Genomic DNA, 18,221 nt, shown 5'->3' with positions numbered 1-18,221 from the left:
AGGTGTACTTGACATGCAATTAAATTGGAATTACATTCAAATTAAGGCATGGATACATAATTTTCATATCCATGCCTTAATAAACTTATCATAGAAAGCTATTTACAGAAAAAACTTCACAGTCTCTACTAGTGTAAGTTTTTTGTATTACTACTTTCCTTTGACATGTTAAATCTCCTTAAAATTTGTGATTTATTTTATAAATTCTTTGTAGCCTCTGTACATTTCATAAATATCTACTTTTGAGATTACTTCATAAGGAGCATGCATGCTTAACACCCCAACACCACAGTCAATAACTTGCGCTCCATAATCAGCTAAAATAAATGCTATCGTTCCCCCTCCACCTTGGTCTACTTTTCCAAGCTCTGCAGTTTGCCATACTATCTTTTCTTTATTAAACATATTTCTAATTTCAGATACAAACTCAGCATTTGCATCATTGCTTCCTGATTTACCTCTAGATCCTGTGTATTTAGCAATTACAACACCCCTACCTATATGACATGAGTTGTTCTTATCATATACTGATGAAAAGTTTGGATCATATCCAGCTGTAACATCTGCTGATAATACTTTTGAGTTATAAAATGCTCTTTTTACTTTTAATTCACAGTAATCTTCTTGTAAATTTATAAGCTCAGATACTACATTTTCAAAGAATTTCGATTTCATTCCCGTATTACCTTCTGATCCTATTTCTTCTTTATCAACACAAATTACAGATGCTGTATACTCTGGATTTTCTATATCAAATATGGCTTTTATTCCTGCAAAAGAACAAACTCTATCGTCGTGACCATATGAAATTATCATAGATCTGTCTATTCCTAAATCTTTTGCAAATCCGGCAGGAACTATTTCAATTTCTGCACTAAGGAAGTCTTCTTCATCCATTCCGTATTTATCATTTAATAATTTTAAGATTGTGTATTTTACTTTATCTAATTCTTCATTTTCATTAGGTATATTTCCACATAATACATTTAAGTCTTCTCCGCCTATACCATCACTCATTTTTTTAGAATTTTGGTCTGCTGATAAATGAGGTAATAAGTCCGTTATGCAAAATACTGGATCATTTTCTCCATCACCAATAGATATTTCCATAGATGTATTATCTTTTAATATTACAATTCCGTACATTGCTAAAGGAATTGTAACCCATTGATATTTTTTAATACCTCCATAATAATGAGTTTTTAACATTGCTAAATCAGAATCTTCATAAAGAGGATTTTGTTTTAAATCAAGTCTAGGAGAATCAAGGTGACTTCCAATAATTTTCATACCTTCTGATATTTTTTTTTCACCTATAACAAATAGTGCTACTCCTTTATCTCTATTAATTGCATATATCTTTTGCCCCGATTTTATTACTTTGTTTGACATAGCCTCTTCCAAAGATATGTAACCTCTATCCTTAGCCATCTTAACAATTTCTTTTACACATTTTCTTTCTGTCTTACCCTTATCTAGAAATTGAGTATATTCTTTTGAGTATCGAAAAACATTTTCGTAGTCATTATTTTCTCTTACAACATCCCATCCATTTTTTAGTTCGTAATTTAATTTCATTATACACTCCCCCAAAACATTTTATTTTATGAATACAATTATATCAAGTAATTTACTAAATTAAATATATATCTATTTTTACTTTATTTTTATTATTTGCTTAAATTCTAACAACACCATTTACAAATTTCAACAAGAAAAATATTTTCGCAATAGTAAATATTTTCTTCAATTTCTAATTTTTTATATAATTAACTATTATTTTTATAATCATTCAAATGTAATTAATGATTAAATATTTAATTTGTGAAAGATTTAATCATTTAATCAACAATATTACTCTTGTTTAAGAACAAAATAACTCAACAAATCTTAGTTTGTTTATTTAAAAAATGAACACTTTAAGTACAAATACATCAAATATAAAAAATATAAAATCAATAAAACAAAAAATACTGGAATGATATATGGTATCATTCCAGTACAAAAGCTAAATTTTACTTTTAATTTGTATATTTAAATCTGTATATTTATTTTCAACTTATTATTATCTTACATTAAATTTTTCTAATTCTTCAATAGGTAAGGGCTTCGAGTAAAAGTATCCTTGAATATATAAATTATTATAAAGTATTTATCTTGTTTAATAATATCAAACTCTACAATTTCTAACATATTTAAATTTCCATATTCTATCCCAAAATAATCTATAGCAATTTTGAGCCCATTATTTTTTAATGCTTCTATTGTATGCTTTATACCTTCTAAGTATTTAGCATGAATATTTTCTAAAATACTTGTTGTATGCAGGCAATAACTTATTATATTATTTAAACTTATATATTTCATTAATTATTGCATTGAACTTTTTTACTATGTCTTTACTATTTTTATTTCCAGCAATATAAACAATGCCAGATGAGTAGTTAAATATATTATTATAATTATTTTTAAAATTAATGCCATTTAGTAAAGATATAACATCATCCCTATCACTCTCAAGCATGTGAACACATTCGTCTATACTTTTAACTTCTACTAAATATACTTTTATATTTTTTCATCAAAATGCATTATTTATCCAACGGACAGTTATATCTCCTTTATTATATGCTAATCTCTTTCCATTTAAATAATTTACATCTCCATAAGCAATTTTCTTATCTTTTGTATATATGCTTTAATTATTCTATTGTTTGTATCTACAAAATATTTATTTTTGAAAAAATCATTGTAAAACATATAGCTATAAAGAGTATTTTTCTTATTTTTTGTGCATTCCATTAGCCCTTCAATTCAGTTAGTATTTTTTGCTACCTATTATTTTATGGTAAAAAAAGTAATAATTCAGGTTTCTAGTAATTAAAAAGTGCTAATTTAAAATTAGCACTTTGGTTAAAAATTATATTATATTATTTGTCTACTTTTTGGGGGTATATTCATTTTTGATACACCCTTTTAAATCATCTATATTACATAGCTTTATCTTGCTTTTAAATCATCTATATTACATAGCTTTATCTTGTCTATCATTTCTCCAGTGTTCAATGTTTTCTAATCCTTTTATGTTAGAAGCATCAAATACAGGTTCTTTTATTCCAGCTTTCTTTTGATCTGTATAATCTTGTAAAGCTATAAATGCATATCTACCAATTAAGGCTATAGCTATTAAGTTTATTATTGCCATTAACCCCATAAATACATCTGCTAAATTCCAAACTATTTCAACAGTTGCTACTGAACCAAATAATACCATAGCAACAACTAACGCTCTAAATAAATTCATAACTGTTTTGCTGTTACTCATAAATTCTATATTTGATTGACCATAGTAGTAGTTACCAACTATAGAACTGAATGCAAATAGTAATATACATATCGCTAGGAATACATATCCTATTGATCCTATGTGAGAGCTTAAAGCTGCCTGAGTTAATTGTATTCCGTCAAGTCCTGCTGTTGAATATTTAGGGTATAATAGTATAATAAATGCAGTACATGAGCAAATCACTATAGTATCTGTAAATACACCTAAACTTTGGATTAAACCTTGTTTAACTGGATGAGTTGTATCTGCAGTTGCCGCAGCATTTGGTGCAGAACCCATACCTGCTTCGTTAGAGAATAATCCTCTTTTTATACCAACTAATATCATACCACTCATTGAACCTACAGCCATTTCTCTAACTCCAAAAGCACTTTCAAATATAGTTACTATTATTCCTGGTATTTCTGTTATATTAATTACCACAACAAATAATGCAACTAATATATACATAACTGCCAACACTGGCACTATTATTTCAGAAACTTTTGCAACTCTATGGACACCGCCAAATATTACTAACGCTGTTAGTATAGCAATAACTACTCCTATTACAAATTTATCTACTCCAAAAGCATTGTTAAATGCAGCTGTTATTGTGTTTGATTGAACTGCATTAAACACAAATCCATAACATATTGTTATAAGAATTGAGAATAACATTCCCATCTTTTTACTTCCAAGACCTTGTTCTATATAATATGCAGGTCCTCCTCTAAATCCTTCACCATCTTTTACCTTATATATTTGTGCTAACGTACTTTCCACAAAACTTGATGCTGAACCAATAAGAGCTATTAACCACATCCAAAATACTGATCCAGGTCCTCCAGCAACAACTGCCATTGCAATACCTGCTATATTACCCGTACCAACACGAGATGCTGTTGATATACAGAAAGCTTGGAATGATGAAACAGCGCCTTCTTTCTTTTCTCCCTTAGCTCCATCGCCTAAAAGCCTAAACATTTCTCCAAAATACCTAAATTGTACAAACTTTGTCCTAAAAGTAAAGTAAAGTCCTAGTACAATTAACATTACTATAAGAACTTTTGACCATAAGACGTCACTAATACTTAATATTAGATTGTTTAATAATTCCATTATATTTTTTCCTCCAATTATATTTATTTTTTTGTTTTATTAATGCAAAAAATGCATAATTCATTCACACTTCATTCATTAAAATTAATTATAAGATATTTTTTCTTAAATTACAAGATTTTTTTGCATAATTCAATTATTATGTTGCAATTTATTCAACAAAAGATTAAGAAAAACAGTTTTCCTTCATTTTTTTCAACATAAAAATAAAGGTATTCTAAAACGTTTTGCAAGATCAATTTCAGAATATCTTTATTTATTCGCAATTCTAATTAATTACTCTTCATATTTAAAACCAAAGTCAAAATTAGTGCTTCTATATTCTTCTCCCTTAGTATTAGAATAAATATTAATTATGGAGACATCTATATATAAATTTTTAATATCTAACTTTTCATATTTTAATTTTTCTTTATTTCTATAAACTGCATATACAGGGTCATATTCTAGATATTCTTCATTTTTATTATATTTATATTTATTCTTATTAAATCCCCTTCTTTAACTAAAGCTATAGGTCCGCCAACTGCTGCTTCTGGTGAAACGTGACCTATGGATACCCCAGAAAAACGTCCATCTATTATAAGAGCAACACATTCTCCTAGACCCATACCTGCTATGGCTGAGGTTGGATTTAACATTTCTCTCATTCCAGGTCCTCCCTTTGGACCTTCTTAAGTTATATTTTAACAACGCGATTGCTAAGGCTAGCCATAATGCTTTTATTAAAGATTTAATGCCTATTATTAATGAAGCCATTAACAAAGGTGTTAATTTATCTAAGAAATTTCATAAGACAAATGAGTTAACTCTAAGAGATCATAAAATGATTATGGACTTTATCAAGGATGGAAATGCTGACGGTGCCAAGGTTGCTATGGAGTTACATAATATAAATACTATGACTGTATTCGGTATACAAAGTAAGCAAAATTGTTAATAAATTACTTTTCAAAATTTTCTGAAAATTAGTAGCTTTTCTAACCATTTTTGTATATACTATATTTAAAGTAATAAATAAAGTTTATTGCTAATATAGTTAAATAAATCAAGAATATTCCAAAAGGAAAGGTGATTACTTTGAAAAATGAAAGAGAAGAAAATAAGGTTTGTAAACAAGTTATAGGATTTGATCCAATTAGATGTGAATGTAAAACTATCATAATGTGCAATTTACAATCTGGTGGAAAAACTCTATTTAGCCTTCAAAAATTAATGGACGGTGTGAGTTTTGATTTAATAAGTTTAAAATTCCAGCAATTAGAAGAAATAGGATTAATATACAAAAGCGTTGACTATTCATATCCTGCTGAAATAAAATATTTCTTAACCATAAAAGGTTGGGAATGTGTAAGATCTCTACGTAGTTATGTGGATGTGGATAGTATCGCAGTATAGGAGATATATTTACAAATGATATATACTAATTATATAAAAAAATAAATGCCAAGTTAAATAACTTGGCATTTATTTTTTGCTAAAATTTGCAATGTATTTTTCATTTATTTTTTTCTAGGATAGTTACCTTTTAGTAAGTATTATATTTTATTTTCTGTGCAATATATATATATATAATTAGTTAAAGGAGAATTAAAATGAATAATCATCATGATACAGTCAACATGGAAAATAATTTTCATTCTATAAGAGGCAAATACAAATCTTTCATACTTTATAATCTATCAACTGGTAGGAAAAGATTTACTGCTCTACAAAGATCTATTGGTGAAGTAAGCCATAAAGTGCTATGTGATAAACTAAAAGAATTAGAAAGTGATAACTTAATTAATAAAGAGTATTTTTATGAATATCCTCCAAGAGTAGAATACTTCTTAACTTCAAAAGGATATGAATATGCAAAACTTATTAAACAATTTGAATTATTAGCATAAAAGCCAAGGAAAAATCCTTGGCTTTTATTTATTTTATATTATTTCTATAAAAATCTCTTATTTGTGTATATGCATCTTCCAATTTACCATCAGAGTATTTAAGATTTAAATTGTAGTCTCCTCTTACCTTATTTTTAGGTTGTGGAAATTTTATATTTTTTACTTCTTGCCCTTCTTTTTTTAGCTTTATTGCCAATACATCTACTGGTCTGTCTTTGTATGAGTCTTTATCAATATAAATTTCAGATATTTCATTCCAAGATATATATTTACCCTTTGTATACTTTGTTTTAATTCCTTCTTTGTTAACAGTAAGAATTACATTAGGTATAATTAATAACTTGATTGAATATAGTGTTGCTACTCCAAATATAACCAATGATATAATTCCTAATATATAAGAGCCACACAATATCATATAGGAACAACCTAAATCAGCAATTATCACTAAAAGTAGATACATTAATATATCTTTTCTAGACCTTTTATATACTATTTCCTTTTCCATATACACTCCCCCTTTGATAAATATGTATATATTTACATTATAGCTGAAAAAATCATAGCTGAAAAAATCGGCTAAGGGATTAATTTCATCTCTTAATATAAATAATTATTCTGCTTTATTAATGCCTATTATTAATTGACCTATTGTTAAATTAGAATCATTACATGGAAAAATTTTATGAGTTAATATTTGAAAATTATTGTTATTTAATTTTTCATATAATCTTGTAAATATTATATCATTTTCAAATACTCCTCCACTTAAGGCAACTATATTTATGTGATATAGTTTTCTTAAGTAAAGACATATTCTGAAAGAAAATTCCACTATAGTATTGTGAAATTTCATAGCTATAACACATGGATTTATATTATTTATAACGTCTTTGAATACTTCTTCTACTATATAATCTGTGTCTACAACAAACTTATTATTTTCATAGTTAATTTCAAATTTATAGTAATCCTTTGTGTTCATAGATCTCTTTGCCAAATTCTCTAATTCTATACAAGCTTCTCCTTCATAAGAAACTTTATTTTGAAAATTTAAAAATGCACTTATTCCATCAAACAATCTTTCCATTGAAGAAGTAAAAGGTGTATTAACATTGTGTTTAATCATGTATAGTATGGTTTTATAGTTTTTATATTTAATATAGCTAAAAAGATTGTTTATACTTAAATTACTTATTAACTCTTCCACAGGCAAATTTAGTTTATTACTTGACCACGACTCAATCAAACTTACTGCCATCTTCCAAGGCTCTTTAGTTGCATTATCTCCCCCAGGCATTTTCATATATTTTAAGTGACCTACTTTTTTAAAGTCTTTGTTGTCACAAATTAAAAACTCACTTCCCCATAAATTTTCATCATCTTCACAGCCAGTTCCATCAAAGCACAATCCTATAACTTTTTCTTTTACATTGTTTTCAAACATGCAACTTACTATATGAGCGTGATTATGATTAATATTTGCTTTGCTTATACAACTATCTTTTAAATTAATTAAATCATATACTCTTCCAATTTTTCTTATTCTCTCTTCATTTAAAAGTACTTTAAACACAAGTTTTTCCCTTGGAACATCAATTTTTTTATTATGAATCACAAAATAATCCGCAATATTTTTTAAAGCTTCCAAAGCATCTTCATTTTCATATGCCATAGGCATACCACTTGTATTTCCACTTGTTATTACTAAAGTTTTAAGGTCATCATCAAACAACATACTATAAATAGCTGTGGATGGTAACATCACTCCTAAAGAATCTTTATTAAAGGAAATGTTGTTAGGTAGGTTACTGTTTTTCTTTGTTAAAATAACTATAGGTTTATCACTCCTATTTAACAGAATCTTCTCTTTTTCATTAAGATAACAATGATTTTTAACTTCATCAATATCTTTCATCATCAAAGATAAAGATTTTGATTTTATATTTTTTCTTTTTCTTAAGTTTGCTATGGCTTTGTGGTTTGTTCCATCACAAACTAAATAAAATCCTTTTAGTCCTTTAATTGCTATTATCTTACCTATTTTTATAAGTCTTTTTACTTTCGCCATAATTTTTTTATTGTCATTATACTCTCTGCCATATTTATCTATTAACTTAAGATTAAGCTCATTATTTTTGTAGCAAGGTGGTTGGCAATAAGACCGCCTATCTAAATGATTACTTTCCATTCTTATTTCTTTATTTTCTATTTCAAATTCCTCTGTTTTATTACTATTCATATTATCACTTCATTTCTTTCTTTTTTATTCATAGACTACCCCCTATTTGTAAAATATCTTCTATATTATAAATATTCTTAATTTCCTTACAAAATACATATATAGTTTTTTAACAGTATACACAATCTTTTATAAATCTAACTTCATTTATTAATATTAAATATATTATATAGTATATCATATTTATCACTTTTTATATTTATAACACACTACTTGTTTATTTTATACAAAAAAGTATTGCTCTTTGTAAGCAATGATGGTATTATATTTTTAACAAATGTTTATATGTATAAACAAATATTAATTTTAGGTGATTAAATGACTTACAGAGAAAAAGAAATTTTACAAATCCTAAAAAGTAATCCTATGATTTCACAACAAGAACTGGCTGATATACTTAATATATCTCGTGCTTCTGTGGCTGTTCATATAACTAATTTAATGAAAAAGGGACAGATTTTAGGCAAAGGTTACATTTTAAGAAGAGAAAATTACGTTACAGTTATTGGTGGATCAAATATGGATATTCAAGGATTTCCAAATAATCCTCTAGTGATGCATGACTCTAACCCTGGCATGGTTGACATATCCATGGGTGGAGTTGGTAGAAATATAGCAGAAAATTTAAGCCGACTTGGTGTAAATACTAAACTTATTTCAGCTATAGGAAATGACTTATATGGAAATACTATTCTTTCTGAGTGTAAAAATCTAAATATAGATGTTAATGATTGTTTTGTATCAGATGAATACTCTACATCAATTTATATTTCTATATTAAATCATTCAAAAGATATGCAACTTGCCATAAGTCATATGGACATTATCGAAAAACTGGATGAAACTTTTATTCATTCAAAACACAAATCAATAGATGATTCCAAGGCTATAGTTTTAGATACTAATTTATCTAAGGAAACTATAGATTTTATAACAAGAAATTATAGTCATTTACCAATTTTTCTAGATACTGTTTCTACTGCTAAATGTGTAAAAATAAAAGATATACTTCATAAGTTCGAAGTAATTAAATTAAACAAGTATGAAGCCGAAACATTATCTGGAATTAAAATAGAAAACTTAGATGACGCTAAAAAATCTTGTGAATACTTTATAGAAAAAGGTGTTAAAAGTGTATTTATAACACTAAGTAGCGATGGCGTATATTGTGCTAACAAAGAAAAAACACTGCATATACCTGGCATAAAAATTGATATAGTAAATGCCACTGGAGCTGGAGATGCTTTTATGTCCGGTATAGTATATGGATTTATGAATGATCTTGATATAGAACAAACTGCAAAGTTATCTGTTGGAGCATCAATTTTAGCACTATCCCATAAAAATACTATCAATCCAAACTTAAGTGAAGATTTAATAAAACAAAAAATCAAAGAATTAAATATCTAATTATATAAAGAATAAAGGAGTTAATAAAATGTTAAAAAAATACTTACAAATACATCCCGAAGTTGAAGCAGCAGTTAAAGAAGGAAAGCCAGTTGTTGCTTTAGAATCTACAATAATATCTCATGGTATGCCATACCCACAAAACGTTGAAATGGCTAGTAATGTTGAGAATATAATAAGAGAAAATGGTGCAGTTCCTGCAACTATAGCTATACTAGATGGAGTTTTAAAAGTTGGTTTAACTAAAGAAGAAATAGAATTCTTAGCTACAAGCAAAAATGTAGTTAAAGCATCTAGAAGAGATTTACCCTTTATAATCTCTAAAAAATTAACTGGAGCTACTACTGTTGCTACTACTATGATACTTGCAGATCTTGCTGGAGTAAAAGTATTTGCTACTGGTGGAATAGGTGGAGTTCATAGAGGAGCTGAAACTACTATGGATATATCTGCTGACTTAGAAGAATTAGCTAACACTGACGTTGCTGTTATATGTGCTGGAGCTAAGTCTATCTTAGATATTGGTTTAACCCTAGAATACTTAGAAACTCACGGTGTTCCAGTAGTAGGTTTTGGAACTGAAGAAATGCCTGCTTTTTACACTAGAAATTCAGGATTTGGTGTTGACTACAGAGTTGACTCTTCTATGGAAGTAGCTGAGGCTCTAAAAGCTAAGTGGGACTTAAACTTAAAAGGTGGTATGGTAATAGCTAATCCAATACCTAAGGAGTTCGAAATGGACTACGACACTATAACTAATGCCATAGAATCTGCTTTAAAAGAAGCAAAAGAAAAACACATAGGCGGAAAGCAAGTTACTCCTTTCTTATTAGACAAAGTAAAAACTATAACTGAAGGTAAATCTCTTGCTTCTAATATAGAACTTGTTTACAACAATGCTAAAGTTGCTGCTAATATAGCAAAAGATTTAGCTGACTTAAACAAATAATAACCCCAAAAATGGCTGTAGTACAATAGCTTTTAACTTTTGTACCACAGCCCCTTGTTTTTTATCCTTATTTTAACTTTGGCCTTCATTTAAAATAATTCTTTTATCGATTTTGTATTTAAAAGCAATCCTATTATCACTACTTTAGCCTCACATATTTCACCCATATATTCATAAGAATAGTTATTTGGAGTAAAGTCAAAATGAACAGTTTTACCCTTTTCAATTTGAATTATACCTTTTGCCCTTAATACATATCCATGTTTTTTACCCTTTAGTAGTTCTAATACTTCTTTTAACTCTTCTTCTGTAAAAACCTTAGGTTTATCTATTGTAATAGATTTCAATAACTTCTTGATTCTACTTGTTTCCTTTAAATTTTCTTTTATAACAACTCTATTTGTCTCTAAAGCTTCAATATAATTTTTTAAATTTAATTTTCTTTCAAAATACCAGTCTTCTTCTATTATATAAGCTTCCTCGTTATACCTACAAAGTTTATCAATAATCGTTTTTATTTGATTTTTATCTACTTCTTTCAAATGACTAAGTAGTATAATGTTTGCATTTTTTATTTGATTTAAGTAAAAATTCCCAAAATTACCCTCATATTCATAAAAATTACATAAATCCACTATGGTGATTATATTGCTGATTGTCATTTCTTTCTTTGAAGACTTACATATATTTTCGCACAATTTAACTATGTCTGATAACATAGCAACACCGGAAGGTTCAATTATAATTCTGTCTAAACTAACTTCTTCACTTAAAGATAGTATCGCCTCTTTGAAGCTGCCTATTAAACTACAACATATACAACCTGAGGGTAATTCTTTCACTGTATAATCTCCCTTTATTAAATCACTGTCTATAGAAACATCTCCAAATTCATTCTCAATAATAGCAATTTTTTCATCTGTATTTTTAATAAATTCATTTAGAAAAGTTGTTTTTCCCGCACCTAAAAATCCTGATATAATATCAATTTTTATACTCATTTTATGTCCCCTTTGGTCTTAATTTAACTTAACTCAATTTAAGATTACCATATAAAAAACATTTATTGAAATTGATATTTTCTATAATATTTAAGTACATATAAATTTAATTGATTTATTAACCTGAAAAACTGATGCTTTTAATATATAATTTAGATTGTACAACTTAAGTAAAAAGCCTTAGAAATAGTTTTCTATTTACTAAGGCTTTTTTACTTAACTATTTTTTGTTTTCTAAAATATTTGCTATTATTCCTTTACATCTACCACAGCCAGTACCTGCATTAGTTTCTTCCATTACTTGTTCTACTGTTTGTGCACCATTTTTTACTGCTGCTACTACTTCATTTACAGATATATTTTGACATTTACAAACATTTTGAACTAGCCTATCAATCTCACTATATTCTTCATCATTTTCTATAACTATATCTGTCATGTCTTTAACATCTTGCACTGTTCTAGCTCCTTGGGCTTGAGCTGATCTAACTTTTATATATTTTTCCTTGTCTAAAATCATATGTATACTCCTTATATTTAAATATAATATTACTTTTTATTTTAAATTTATTATTCCATTTTAGTGTAGCTTTATACAAATATAATTAATATATTCTATCTTTTTGCATAAGTTAAAACTGCAATTCCATCTGATAAACTATAATTTTTTAAATGTAGATTTATAGTCGGATTATTTTCTAAAAATAACTTTCTTCCCTTACCTAATATACATGGAATTATACCAATTATATATTCATCTATAACATCAGCTTTGATAAATGCATCTGCTAAAATTGCTCCACCAAATATCCATATATTCTTTCCTTCTTCATTTTTTAACTTAAGTATCTTTTCAACAATATCTCCATTTATAATTTCCACATTATCTTTATTAACACTAAGTTTTTTATTTGTAACTATATAAACTTTTTTATCTGAAAACTCATCAAAAGTTTATTTTGGTATATCTTCATAAGACTTCCTTCCCATTACTATTGTATCGCAAGTTTCTAAAAATTTATTAAACTCAAATTGTTCTTTGGTATCCAGTGAATTATTATTTTCTCCTACAATCCACTCGTATCCTCCATCATCATCACTAATATATCCATCTATACTCATAGCTAAGTTAAAGATTATTTTTCTCTTCATTATATTTCTTCTTTTTCTTCATTAGTTAAATACCTTCAAATAGTATTTCCTTTATATATCCATTATTAATACTTTTAATATGTTAATATTTTCATCGTTTTCTTTTACACAGGCAATAACATGTATCTTAGTTAGTTTTTCTATCATTTTTTTATTATCAATATGCATCAAATTGCTTTCGTCATAGTTATTAAGAATAATTCCTGTTATTGAAATTCCTTGAGATTTGGCATATTCTACAGTAAGAACTGTATCATTTATTGTTCCAAGGCCTCCACCAGCAACTACAATAATAGGATAATTTATTAGTTTTATAATATCAGTTAACATTATTTTTTTATCATCAAATCTTAGAGGACAAACAATTCCTCCGCATCCCTCAACAACCATAAAGTCATAGTTCTTACTAATTCTATCAAAATCTTCTTTTATTTTATTTAACTCAATAAATTCATTATTTATTTTTGCTGCTAGGTGTGGAGATACTGGTTCTTTAAAAGTATAGCTTACTAAATCTTTTGGTTTACAATTTATATTTGCTCTGGTACAGACTTCTTTTGCATCTCCAGGTATTAGTTCATTTTCTTCCAAATAAGCTCCACTTAAAGCGCCTTTAAAATATCCACAATTCACATTATTTTCTCTAAGATTTTTTACTACTAAAGTACTAATATAAGTTTTTCCCACATCTGTGGAAGTACCTGTAATAAATACACCTCTATTCATTACACTTCACCTCATATCCAAGTTTCTTCATGATTTTCATATCTTCATCAATAGTAATTCCAGAAGTGGTTAACATATCTCCTGTAATTGCAGCATTGGCACCAGATGAGAAAACACTTAAACCCTTGTCTTCTAAAAGTCCTCTACCTCCAGCCAAACGAAGTTGTGCATTAGGTAAAATAAATCTATAAATAGCGACTATTTTTCTTACCTCGTCCAATGTTAATACTTTGTTATTTTCTAAGGGTGTACCTTTTATAGGATTTAGTATATTAATAGGCACTGAAGTTATTCCTAAATCTCTAAGAGTAAATGCTAAATCAACACGATCTTCCATATTTTCACCAAGGCCCATTATACCACCAGAACAAACTGTAAGACCGGCTTTCTTAGCAGCTTTTATAGTTTGAATTTTTTCATCATAAGTATGAGTGGTACATATTTGTGGGAAAAATCTTTTGCTGCTTTCCAGATTATTATGGTATCTTGTAACACCTGCATATTTTAATTTGCATAACTCTTCATAAGTTAATAAACCACCAGAAGCGCATAATTTAATTTTACAACTTTTTCTTATTTCTATATATGTGTCACATAGAGAGTCTACTTCTTTTGAACTTAACTTTTTCCCACTTGTAACAACAGAATAACGACCTACATTTTTTTCATAATTGTAAATTGCTTCTTTTTTCATTAAATTTGTACCTAGTAATTCATAATTTTCAACTTCAGATTTATAGTGACTTGATTGAGCACAAAACTTGCAATCTTCTGAGCATCTGCCACTTTTGCCATTTACTATGGTACATAAATCAAATTCACTACCACAAAAATACTTTCTAATTTTGTCCGCTTCTTTGCATAAATCTTCTACATCACATTTCAATAAACTTAAAGCAGTATTTTTATCTATTAACTCTTTATTTAATATTTTTTCACTAATATGTTTAAGCATAATTATAACTCCCTTTAAATTAACATCTTTACTAATTTTTAAGTATATTTCACTAATTTTTTAAATGAAAATACAGCTTTAAGCATAATTTATATTTTCTCTTTTTACATATTTACTTAATTTTGAGCCTACTAAACTAGCCATAATACATAAAACTAGATCCCCAGGAATGTCTAGTGGAAAACACGATAGCAGTATTGTTATAAAAGGCACTTTTGTTCCCATATAAAAATTCAAAATAAAATATTTATATATAAGTCCAATAGCATAAGTAACTAAAAATCCACAAAAAGCTGCTATTAAATACTTAGATATTTTTTTACTTTTTATTTTTTCGCAAACAAATCCTGTAACAAAGGCACATAATATAAATCCTATTAAATATCCAAAACTAGGTCTTAGCATATATGTAAGTCCTCCACCTGCTGCAAATATTGGAAATCCCATAAGACCTGTTATAACATAAACTAATACTGAAATTCCTCCAAGCTTTGATCCAAGTAACATACCTGCTAACAACACAATTAAAAATTGTAGTGTAAAATAATCAAGATTTGGTATTGGTATTTGAATAAATGCACTTACAGAAATCATTGCTGCAAATAAGCCACAAATAACTATTTTATATGTTTTATTTTTTAAATCCATCACGTTTTATCCTCCTAAATTTTCTAAGTTTATAATTAGAAGTATAATTATGATTTTTATTTATGTCAACCTTTTTATTTTATTAGGTTTACATTTAATATTGTAAATTACAGTTGAATTATTTTCCTTTTTTTACACAAACTAATTACAATTATTAGTTAAGGAGGAATTATAATGGATATACTTTATAACATTTGTCTTACTTTAGTTCTTATTGGAGCTATTAACTGGGATCTAGTAGGATTATTTAAATTTGATTTAGTAGCTGCCCTACTAGCTGGGGGAGGAACTTTTGGTAATATAAGTGCCATAAGTAGAATTGTATATACATTAGTAGGACTTTCTGCTCTTTATGTAGGCGTACAATTTATACTACTTTACATTTAATATTGCCTAATAAAAAAAGTATTTGATGATTTAATTAATATCATCAAATACTTTTTATTTATTTTTTTAATTTACTTATGGAAGTAATACTGTGTCTATTACATGTATGCAAAAACTTAAGAAGTTTGTGATGTGAATATTGTTAAAATCATTTTTATCTTATTATTAATACATTAATTTAGAATAAGCAAATCCGATAATCCTAGATAGACATTTTAATCTCTATAAAAATAAAAAGTATAAATTGAACTTATAAATCTATACTCTTTTTATTCTTAATAAATATTTTTCATAAAAATATTTTTTACTATTGCGAAGTTTGTCGAACTTTGTTATTATAAGTATACAGTTATTTCCCCAATAACTGATTACTCCCCAAATAAATATATTCCCTAAAAACCCCTTTTTAAAATATATTTTAAAATCCTTGCTTGATCGGTAAAGCAAGGATTTTTTTATGTGTTTTTATAAACTTGAACAACTTAATTCTTTGTTTTTTCTTGAAGTTTCATTTTTAAAATATTTTTCATTTTTATTTGAATTATTATTATATTTTAAAAGTAAGGCAGAATTAATAATAACTAAAACTGAACCAGCATTATGAACAAGAGCCCCTACTACAGGACCTAGCATACCTGTCATGGCAAGAATAACTGCCACAAAGTTAAGTCCCATGGAAAAAGCAAGATTTATCTTAATAGTCTTCATCATATGTTTTGATAATGTTAGCAAATGAGGCAAATTATCTATATCATCTCTAACAAGTACAATATCTGCTGCATCTACTGCTATATCACTACCTACACCACCCATGGCAATTCCAACAAATGCTTTTTTAAGGGCTGGGGCATCATTTATTCCATCTCCAACCATACAAACCAGTTTCTTTTCTTTTATCTGACTATCTTCAATTATTTCTAATTTATCCTGTGGAAAACATTCAGATTTCACTTCTTCTATATTAACTTGGGATGCAATACTCTGTGCCACATATTTATTGTCTCCAGTTAAAAGAACAGGTGTTATTCCTAAATTTTTTATACTTTTTATCATAAACTTAGACTCATCTCTAAGTTTATCACTAAGTATTACATAACCACCAATTTTATTATCTATTCCTATATAAATTATGGATTTACCTTTATTTTTATATTTTTCTCTAATAAATCTAATTTCATCTCTTTTAAATTTTTCATCTAAAAGTAAATATTTATTACCAGCTATTATTTTCTTATTATTTAATTTTGCAACTACTCCTCTACCTGGAATTATTTTGAATTCATGAGGAGGTATTATTTCCATTTTGTGATTTTCTTTAAAAGAAGCTACTATAGCTCTACCAAGAGGATGCTCTGAGTATAATTCGCATGAAGCAATTATTTCATAAAGTTCTTCATTACTTAAATTATCTATCACACTTACAACCTCTTCCACCTTTGGCTTTCCATAAGTTAAAGTACCTGTTTTATCAAAAGTAATTTTATTTATCTTTGAAAGTCTCTCTAGTGCATCTCCTTCTTTTACTAAAATACCATGTTTCGAAACATTGCCTATGGCTGCTATTATAGCAGTTGGTGTTGCCAATACTAAAGCACAAGGACAAAATACAACAAGAATTGTAACGGCTCTTATTATTTCTCCTGTTACTAACCAAGTTAAAATAGCACTGGAAAAAGCAGCTATAACAATATATGTTGCCCATTTATCTGCTACACCTACTATTTTTGCTTTGCTAGCATCTGCACTTTCAACTAGCTTTATCATTCTTTGAATAGAACTATCTTCTCCCACTTTTGTTGCTTTCATCTCAAAAGATCCAAATTGGTTAACTGCCCCAGAATATACACTATCTCCTTCACTTAAATCAAGTGGAATAGATTCTCCACTCATAATAGAGTTGTCTATGGAAGTCTTTCCTTTTATAATTACTCCATCCACCGGTATTACTTCTCCTGGGTTAACTCTAAGTATATCTCCAACCTTTACGTCTTTTGCATTAATGGATTTTTCCTCATTATTTGCCATTACTCTTGCTAACGTTGGTGTTAAGTGTACTAGTTTTTCAATTCCTTTTCTTGATTTTTTTACTGTAAATTCTTCAAGAAATGCTCCTATTTGCATTATAAATGCCACTTCACCAGCTGCAAATACCTCTCCAATTATTACTGATGCAATAAGTGCCATGGATACTAGTACATCTGCTTTTATGTCAAACTCTGTAAATAAACCTTCTATAGCTTCTTTTATTATTGGAATACCACAAAATATTATGGAGATCCAAGCTAAATCTAAATTAAATAGTTTTATATGGCTAAAACTAAATATAAGTGCAATACCTGATATTACTAGAAATAAAATATCTCTTTTTATTTCATCTTCAAATATATTCTTCATAATATACTTACTCCTCCT

General features: G+C 27.5%; 20 protein-coding genes and 1 pseudogene. 6 read left to right on the top strand and 15 right to left on the bottom strand.

The window, feature by feature from the left end; translation table 11 throughout:
• Positions 1 to 192: 192 nt before the first annotated feature.
• The 5 genes and pseudogenes from K0040_RS15045 to K0040_RS15025 all read right to left on the bottom strand — a co-directional run.
• Entirely contained in the window at positions 193 to 1,578 is a 1,386-nt protein-coding gene (locus K0040_RS15045; RefSeq protein ID WP_228109581.1) for an aminopeptidase, read from the bottom strand.
• 507 nt (positions 1,579 to 2,085) lie between these two features.
• The gene (locus K0040_RS15040) at positions 2,086 to 2,367 is read right to left on the bottom strand and encodes an EAL domain-containing protein (RefSeq protein ID WP_228109580.1); all 282 of its coding nucleotides are present in this window, start codon (positions 2,365 to 2,367) and stop codon (positions 2,086 to 2,088) included.
• Positions 2,345 to 2,524 (bottom strand): hypothetical protein, encoded by a 180-nt coding sequence (locus K0040_RS15035; RefSeq protein WP_228109579.1) that lies wholly within the window; start codon positions 2,522 to 2,524, stop codon positions 2,345 to 2,347. The genes K0040_RS15040 and K0040_RS15035 overlap by 23 nt, the downstream gene beginning before the upstream one ends.
• A 501-nt stretch (positions 2,525 to 3,025) precedes the next feature.
• On the bottom strand, positions 3,026 to 4,447 hold the full coding sequence (locus tag K0040_RS15030; RefSeq protein ID WP_228109578.1) for an alanine/glycine:cation symporter family protein: 1,422 nt from the start codon (positions 4,445 to 4,447) through the stop codon (positions 3,026 to 3,028).
• Between the two features lie 473 nt (positions 4,448 to 4,920).
• Positions 4,921 to 5,121, bottom strand: a pseudogene (locus tag K0040_RS15025) (dihydroxy-acid dehydratase); the annotation flags it as partial.
• Here K0040_RS15025 and K0040_RS15020 point away from each other — a divergent pair.
• The 3 genes from K0040_RS15020 to K0040_RS15010 all read left to right on the top strand — a co-directional run bounded on the left by K0040_RS15020 (position 5,076) and on the right by K0040_RS15010 (position 6,339).
• The gene (locus tag K0040_RS15020) at positions 5,076 to 5,387 is read left to right on the top strand and encodes a FadR/GntR family transcriptional regulator (protein WP_331476335.1); all 312 of its coding nucleotides are present in this window, start codon (positions 5,076 to 5,078) and stop codon (positions 5,385 to 5,387) included. The pseudogene K0040_RS15025 and the gene K0040_RS15020 sit on opposite strands and share 46 nt — an antisense overlap.
• Before the next feature lie 140 nt (positions 5,388 to 5,527).
• Entirely contained in the window at positions 5,528 to 5,845 is a 318-nt protein-coding gene (locus tag K0040_RS15015; protein WP_228109577.1) for a winged helix-turn-helix transcriptional regulator, read from the top strand.
• Between the two features lie 197 nt (positions 5,846 to 6,042).
• Entirely contained in the window at positions 6,043 to 6,339 is a 297-nt protein-coding gene (locus K0040_RS15010; RefSeq protein WP_228109576.1) for a winged helix-turn-helix transcriptional regulator, read from the top strand.
• 28 nt (positions 6,340 to 6,367) lie between these two features.
• Here K0040_RS15010 and K0040_RS15005 read toward each other — a convergent pair whose 3' ends face one another.
• Both K0040_RS15005 and K0040_RS15000 read right to left on the bottom strand, forming a co-directional pair.
• A complete protein-coding gene (locus K0040_RS15005; RefSeq protein ID WP_228109575.1) occupies positions 6,368 to 6,847 on the bottom strand; it encodes a hypothetical protein in 480 nt (159 codons plus the stop codon).
• A 105-nt stretch (positions 6,848 to 6,952) separates the two neighbouring features.
• Positions 6,953 to 8,581, bottom strand: coding sequence for a Kae1-like domain-containing protein (locus K0040_RS15000; RefSeq protein WP_228109574.1), 1,629 nt, complete (start codon positions 8,579 to 8,581; stop codon positions 6,953 to 6,955).
• Positions 8,582 to 8,899: 318 nt separating this feature from the next.
• On the opposite strand from K0040_RS15000, the gene K0040_RS14995 reads away from it, so the two are divergent.
• Both K0040_RS14995 and K0040_RS14990 read left to right on the top strand, forming a co-directional pair.
• Positions 8,900 to 9,991: a PfkB family carbohydrate kinase gene (locus tag K0040_RS14995; protein WP_228109573.1), complete on the top strand. Its 1,092-nt coding sequence runs from the start codon at positions 8,900 to 8,902 to the stop codon at positions 9,989 to 9,991.
• Positions 9,992 to 10,019: 28 nt separating this feature from the next.
• Complete coding sequence (locus K0040_RS14990; protein ID WP_228109572.1) at positions 10,020 to 10,940, top strand: pseudouridine-5'-phosphate glycosidase; 921 nt, start codon at positions 10,020 to 10,022, stop codon at positions 10,938 to 10,940.
• A gap of 89 nt (positions 10,941 to 11,029) precedes the next feature.
• Here the strand turns inward: K0040_RS14990 and K0040_RS14985 are convergent, their stop codons facing one another.
• The 7 genes from K0040_RS14985 to K0040_RS14960 all read right to left on the bottom strand — a co-directional run bounded on the left by K0040_RS14985 (position 11,030) and on the right by K0040_RS14960 (position 15,422).
• Positions 11,030 to 11,941, bottom strand: coding sequence for a GTP-binding protein (locus K0040_RS14985; protein WP_228109571.1), 912 nt, complete (start codon positions 11,939 to 11,941; stop codon positions 11,030 to 11,032).
• A gap of 220 nt (positions 11,942 to 12,161) precedes the next feature.
• Positions 12,162 to 12,461 carry a (2Fe-2S)-binding protein gene (locus tag K0040_RS14980; RefSeq protein ID WP_228109570.1) on the bottom strand — a complete coding sequence of 100 codons (300 nt, stop codon included), beginning with the start codon at positions 12,459 to 12,461 and terminating at the stop codon, positions 12,162 to 12,164.
• A gap of 95 nt (positions 12,462 to 12,556) precedes the next feature.
• The gene (locus K0040_RS21125) at positions 12,557 to 12,862 is read right to left on the bottom strand and encodes a dihydrofolate reductase family protein (protein WP_331476337.1); all 306 of its coding nucleotides are present in this window, start codon (positions 12,860 to 12,862) and stop codon (positions 12,557 to 12,559) included.
• A 33-nt stretch (positions 12,863 to 12,895) separates the two neighbouring features.
• Positions 12,896 to 13,093, bottom strand: a complete 198-nt coding sequence (locus tag K0040_RS21120; protein ID WP_331476334.1) for a dihydrofolate reductase family protein — start codon at positions 13,091 to 13,093, stop codon at positions 12,896 to 12,898.
• A gap of 51 nt (positions 13,094 to 13,144) precedes the next feature.
• On the bottom strand, positions 13,145 to 13,819 hold the full coding sequence (bioD, locus tag K0040_RS14970; RefSeq protein WP_228109569.1) for a dethiobiotin synthase: 675 nt from the start codon (positions 13,817 to 13,819) through the stop codon (positions 13,145 to 13,147).
• Positions 13,812 to 14,774 (bottom strand): biotin synthase BioB, encoded by a 963-nt coding sequence (gene bioB, locus K0040_RS14965; RefSeq protein WP_228109568.1) that lies wholly within the window; start codon positions 14,772 to 14,774, stop codon positions 13,812 to 13,814. The genes bioD and bioB overlap by 8 nt, the downstream gene beginning before the upstream one ends.
• 78 nt (positions 14,775 to 14,852) lie before the next feature.
• The gene (locus K0040_RS14960) at positions 14,853 to 15,422 is read right to left on the bottom strand and encodes a biotin transporter BioY (RefSeq protein ID WP_228109582.1); all 570 of its coding nucleotides are present in this window, start codon (positions 15,420 to 15,422) and stop codon (positions 14,853 to 14,855) included.
• Between the two features lie 174 nt (positions 15,423 to 15,596).
• Here K0040_RS14960 and K0040_RS14955 point away from each other — a divergent pair, with 174 nt between their 5' ends.
• A complete protein-coding gene (locus tag K0040_RS14955; RefSeq protein WP_228109567.1) occupies positions 15,597 to 15,809 on the top strand; it encodes a DUF378 domain-containing protein in 213 nt (70 codons plus the stop codon).
• Positions 15,810 to 16,274: 465 nt separating this feature from the next.
• Here K0040_RS14955 and K0040_RS14950 read toward each other — a convergent pair whose 3' ends face one another.
• Positions 16,275 to 18,203 (bottom strand): heavy metal translocating P-type ATPase, encoded by a 1,929-nt coding sequence (locus K0040_RS14950; RefSeq protein WP_228109566.1) that lies wholly within the window; start codon positions 18,201 to 18,203, stop codon positions 16,275 to 16,277.
• Positions 18,204 to 18,221 lie beyond the last annotated feature (18 nt).

This window comes from Terrisporobacter petrolearius (assembly GCF_020748185.1).
Taxonomy (GTDB): domain Bacteria; phylum Bacillota; class Clostridia; order Peptostreptococcales; family Peptostreptococcaceae; genus Terrisporobacter; species Terrisporobacter petrolearius.
Note: the sequence above shows the minus strand (reverse complement) of the source record. Positions and strands in the feature narration are given on the sequence as shown.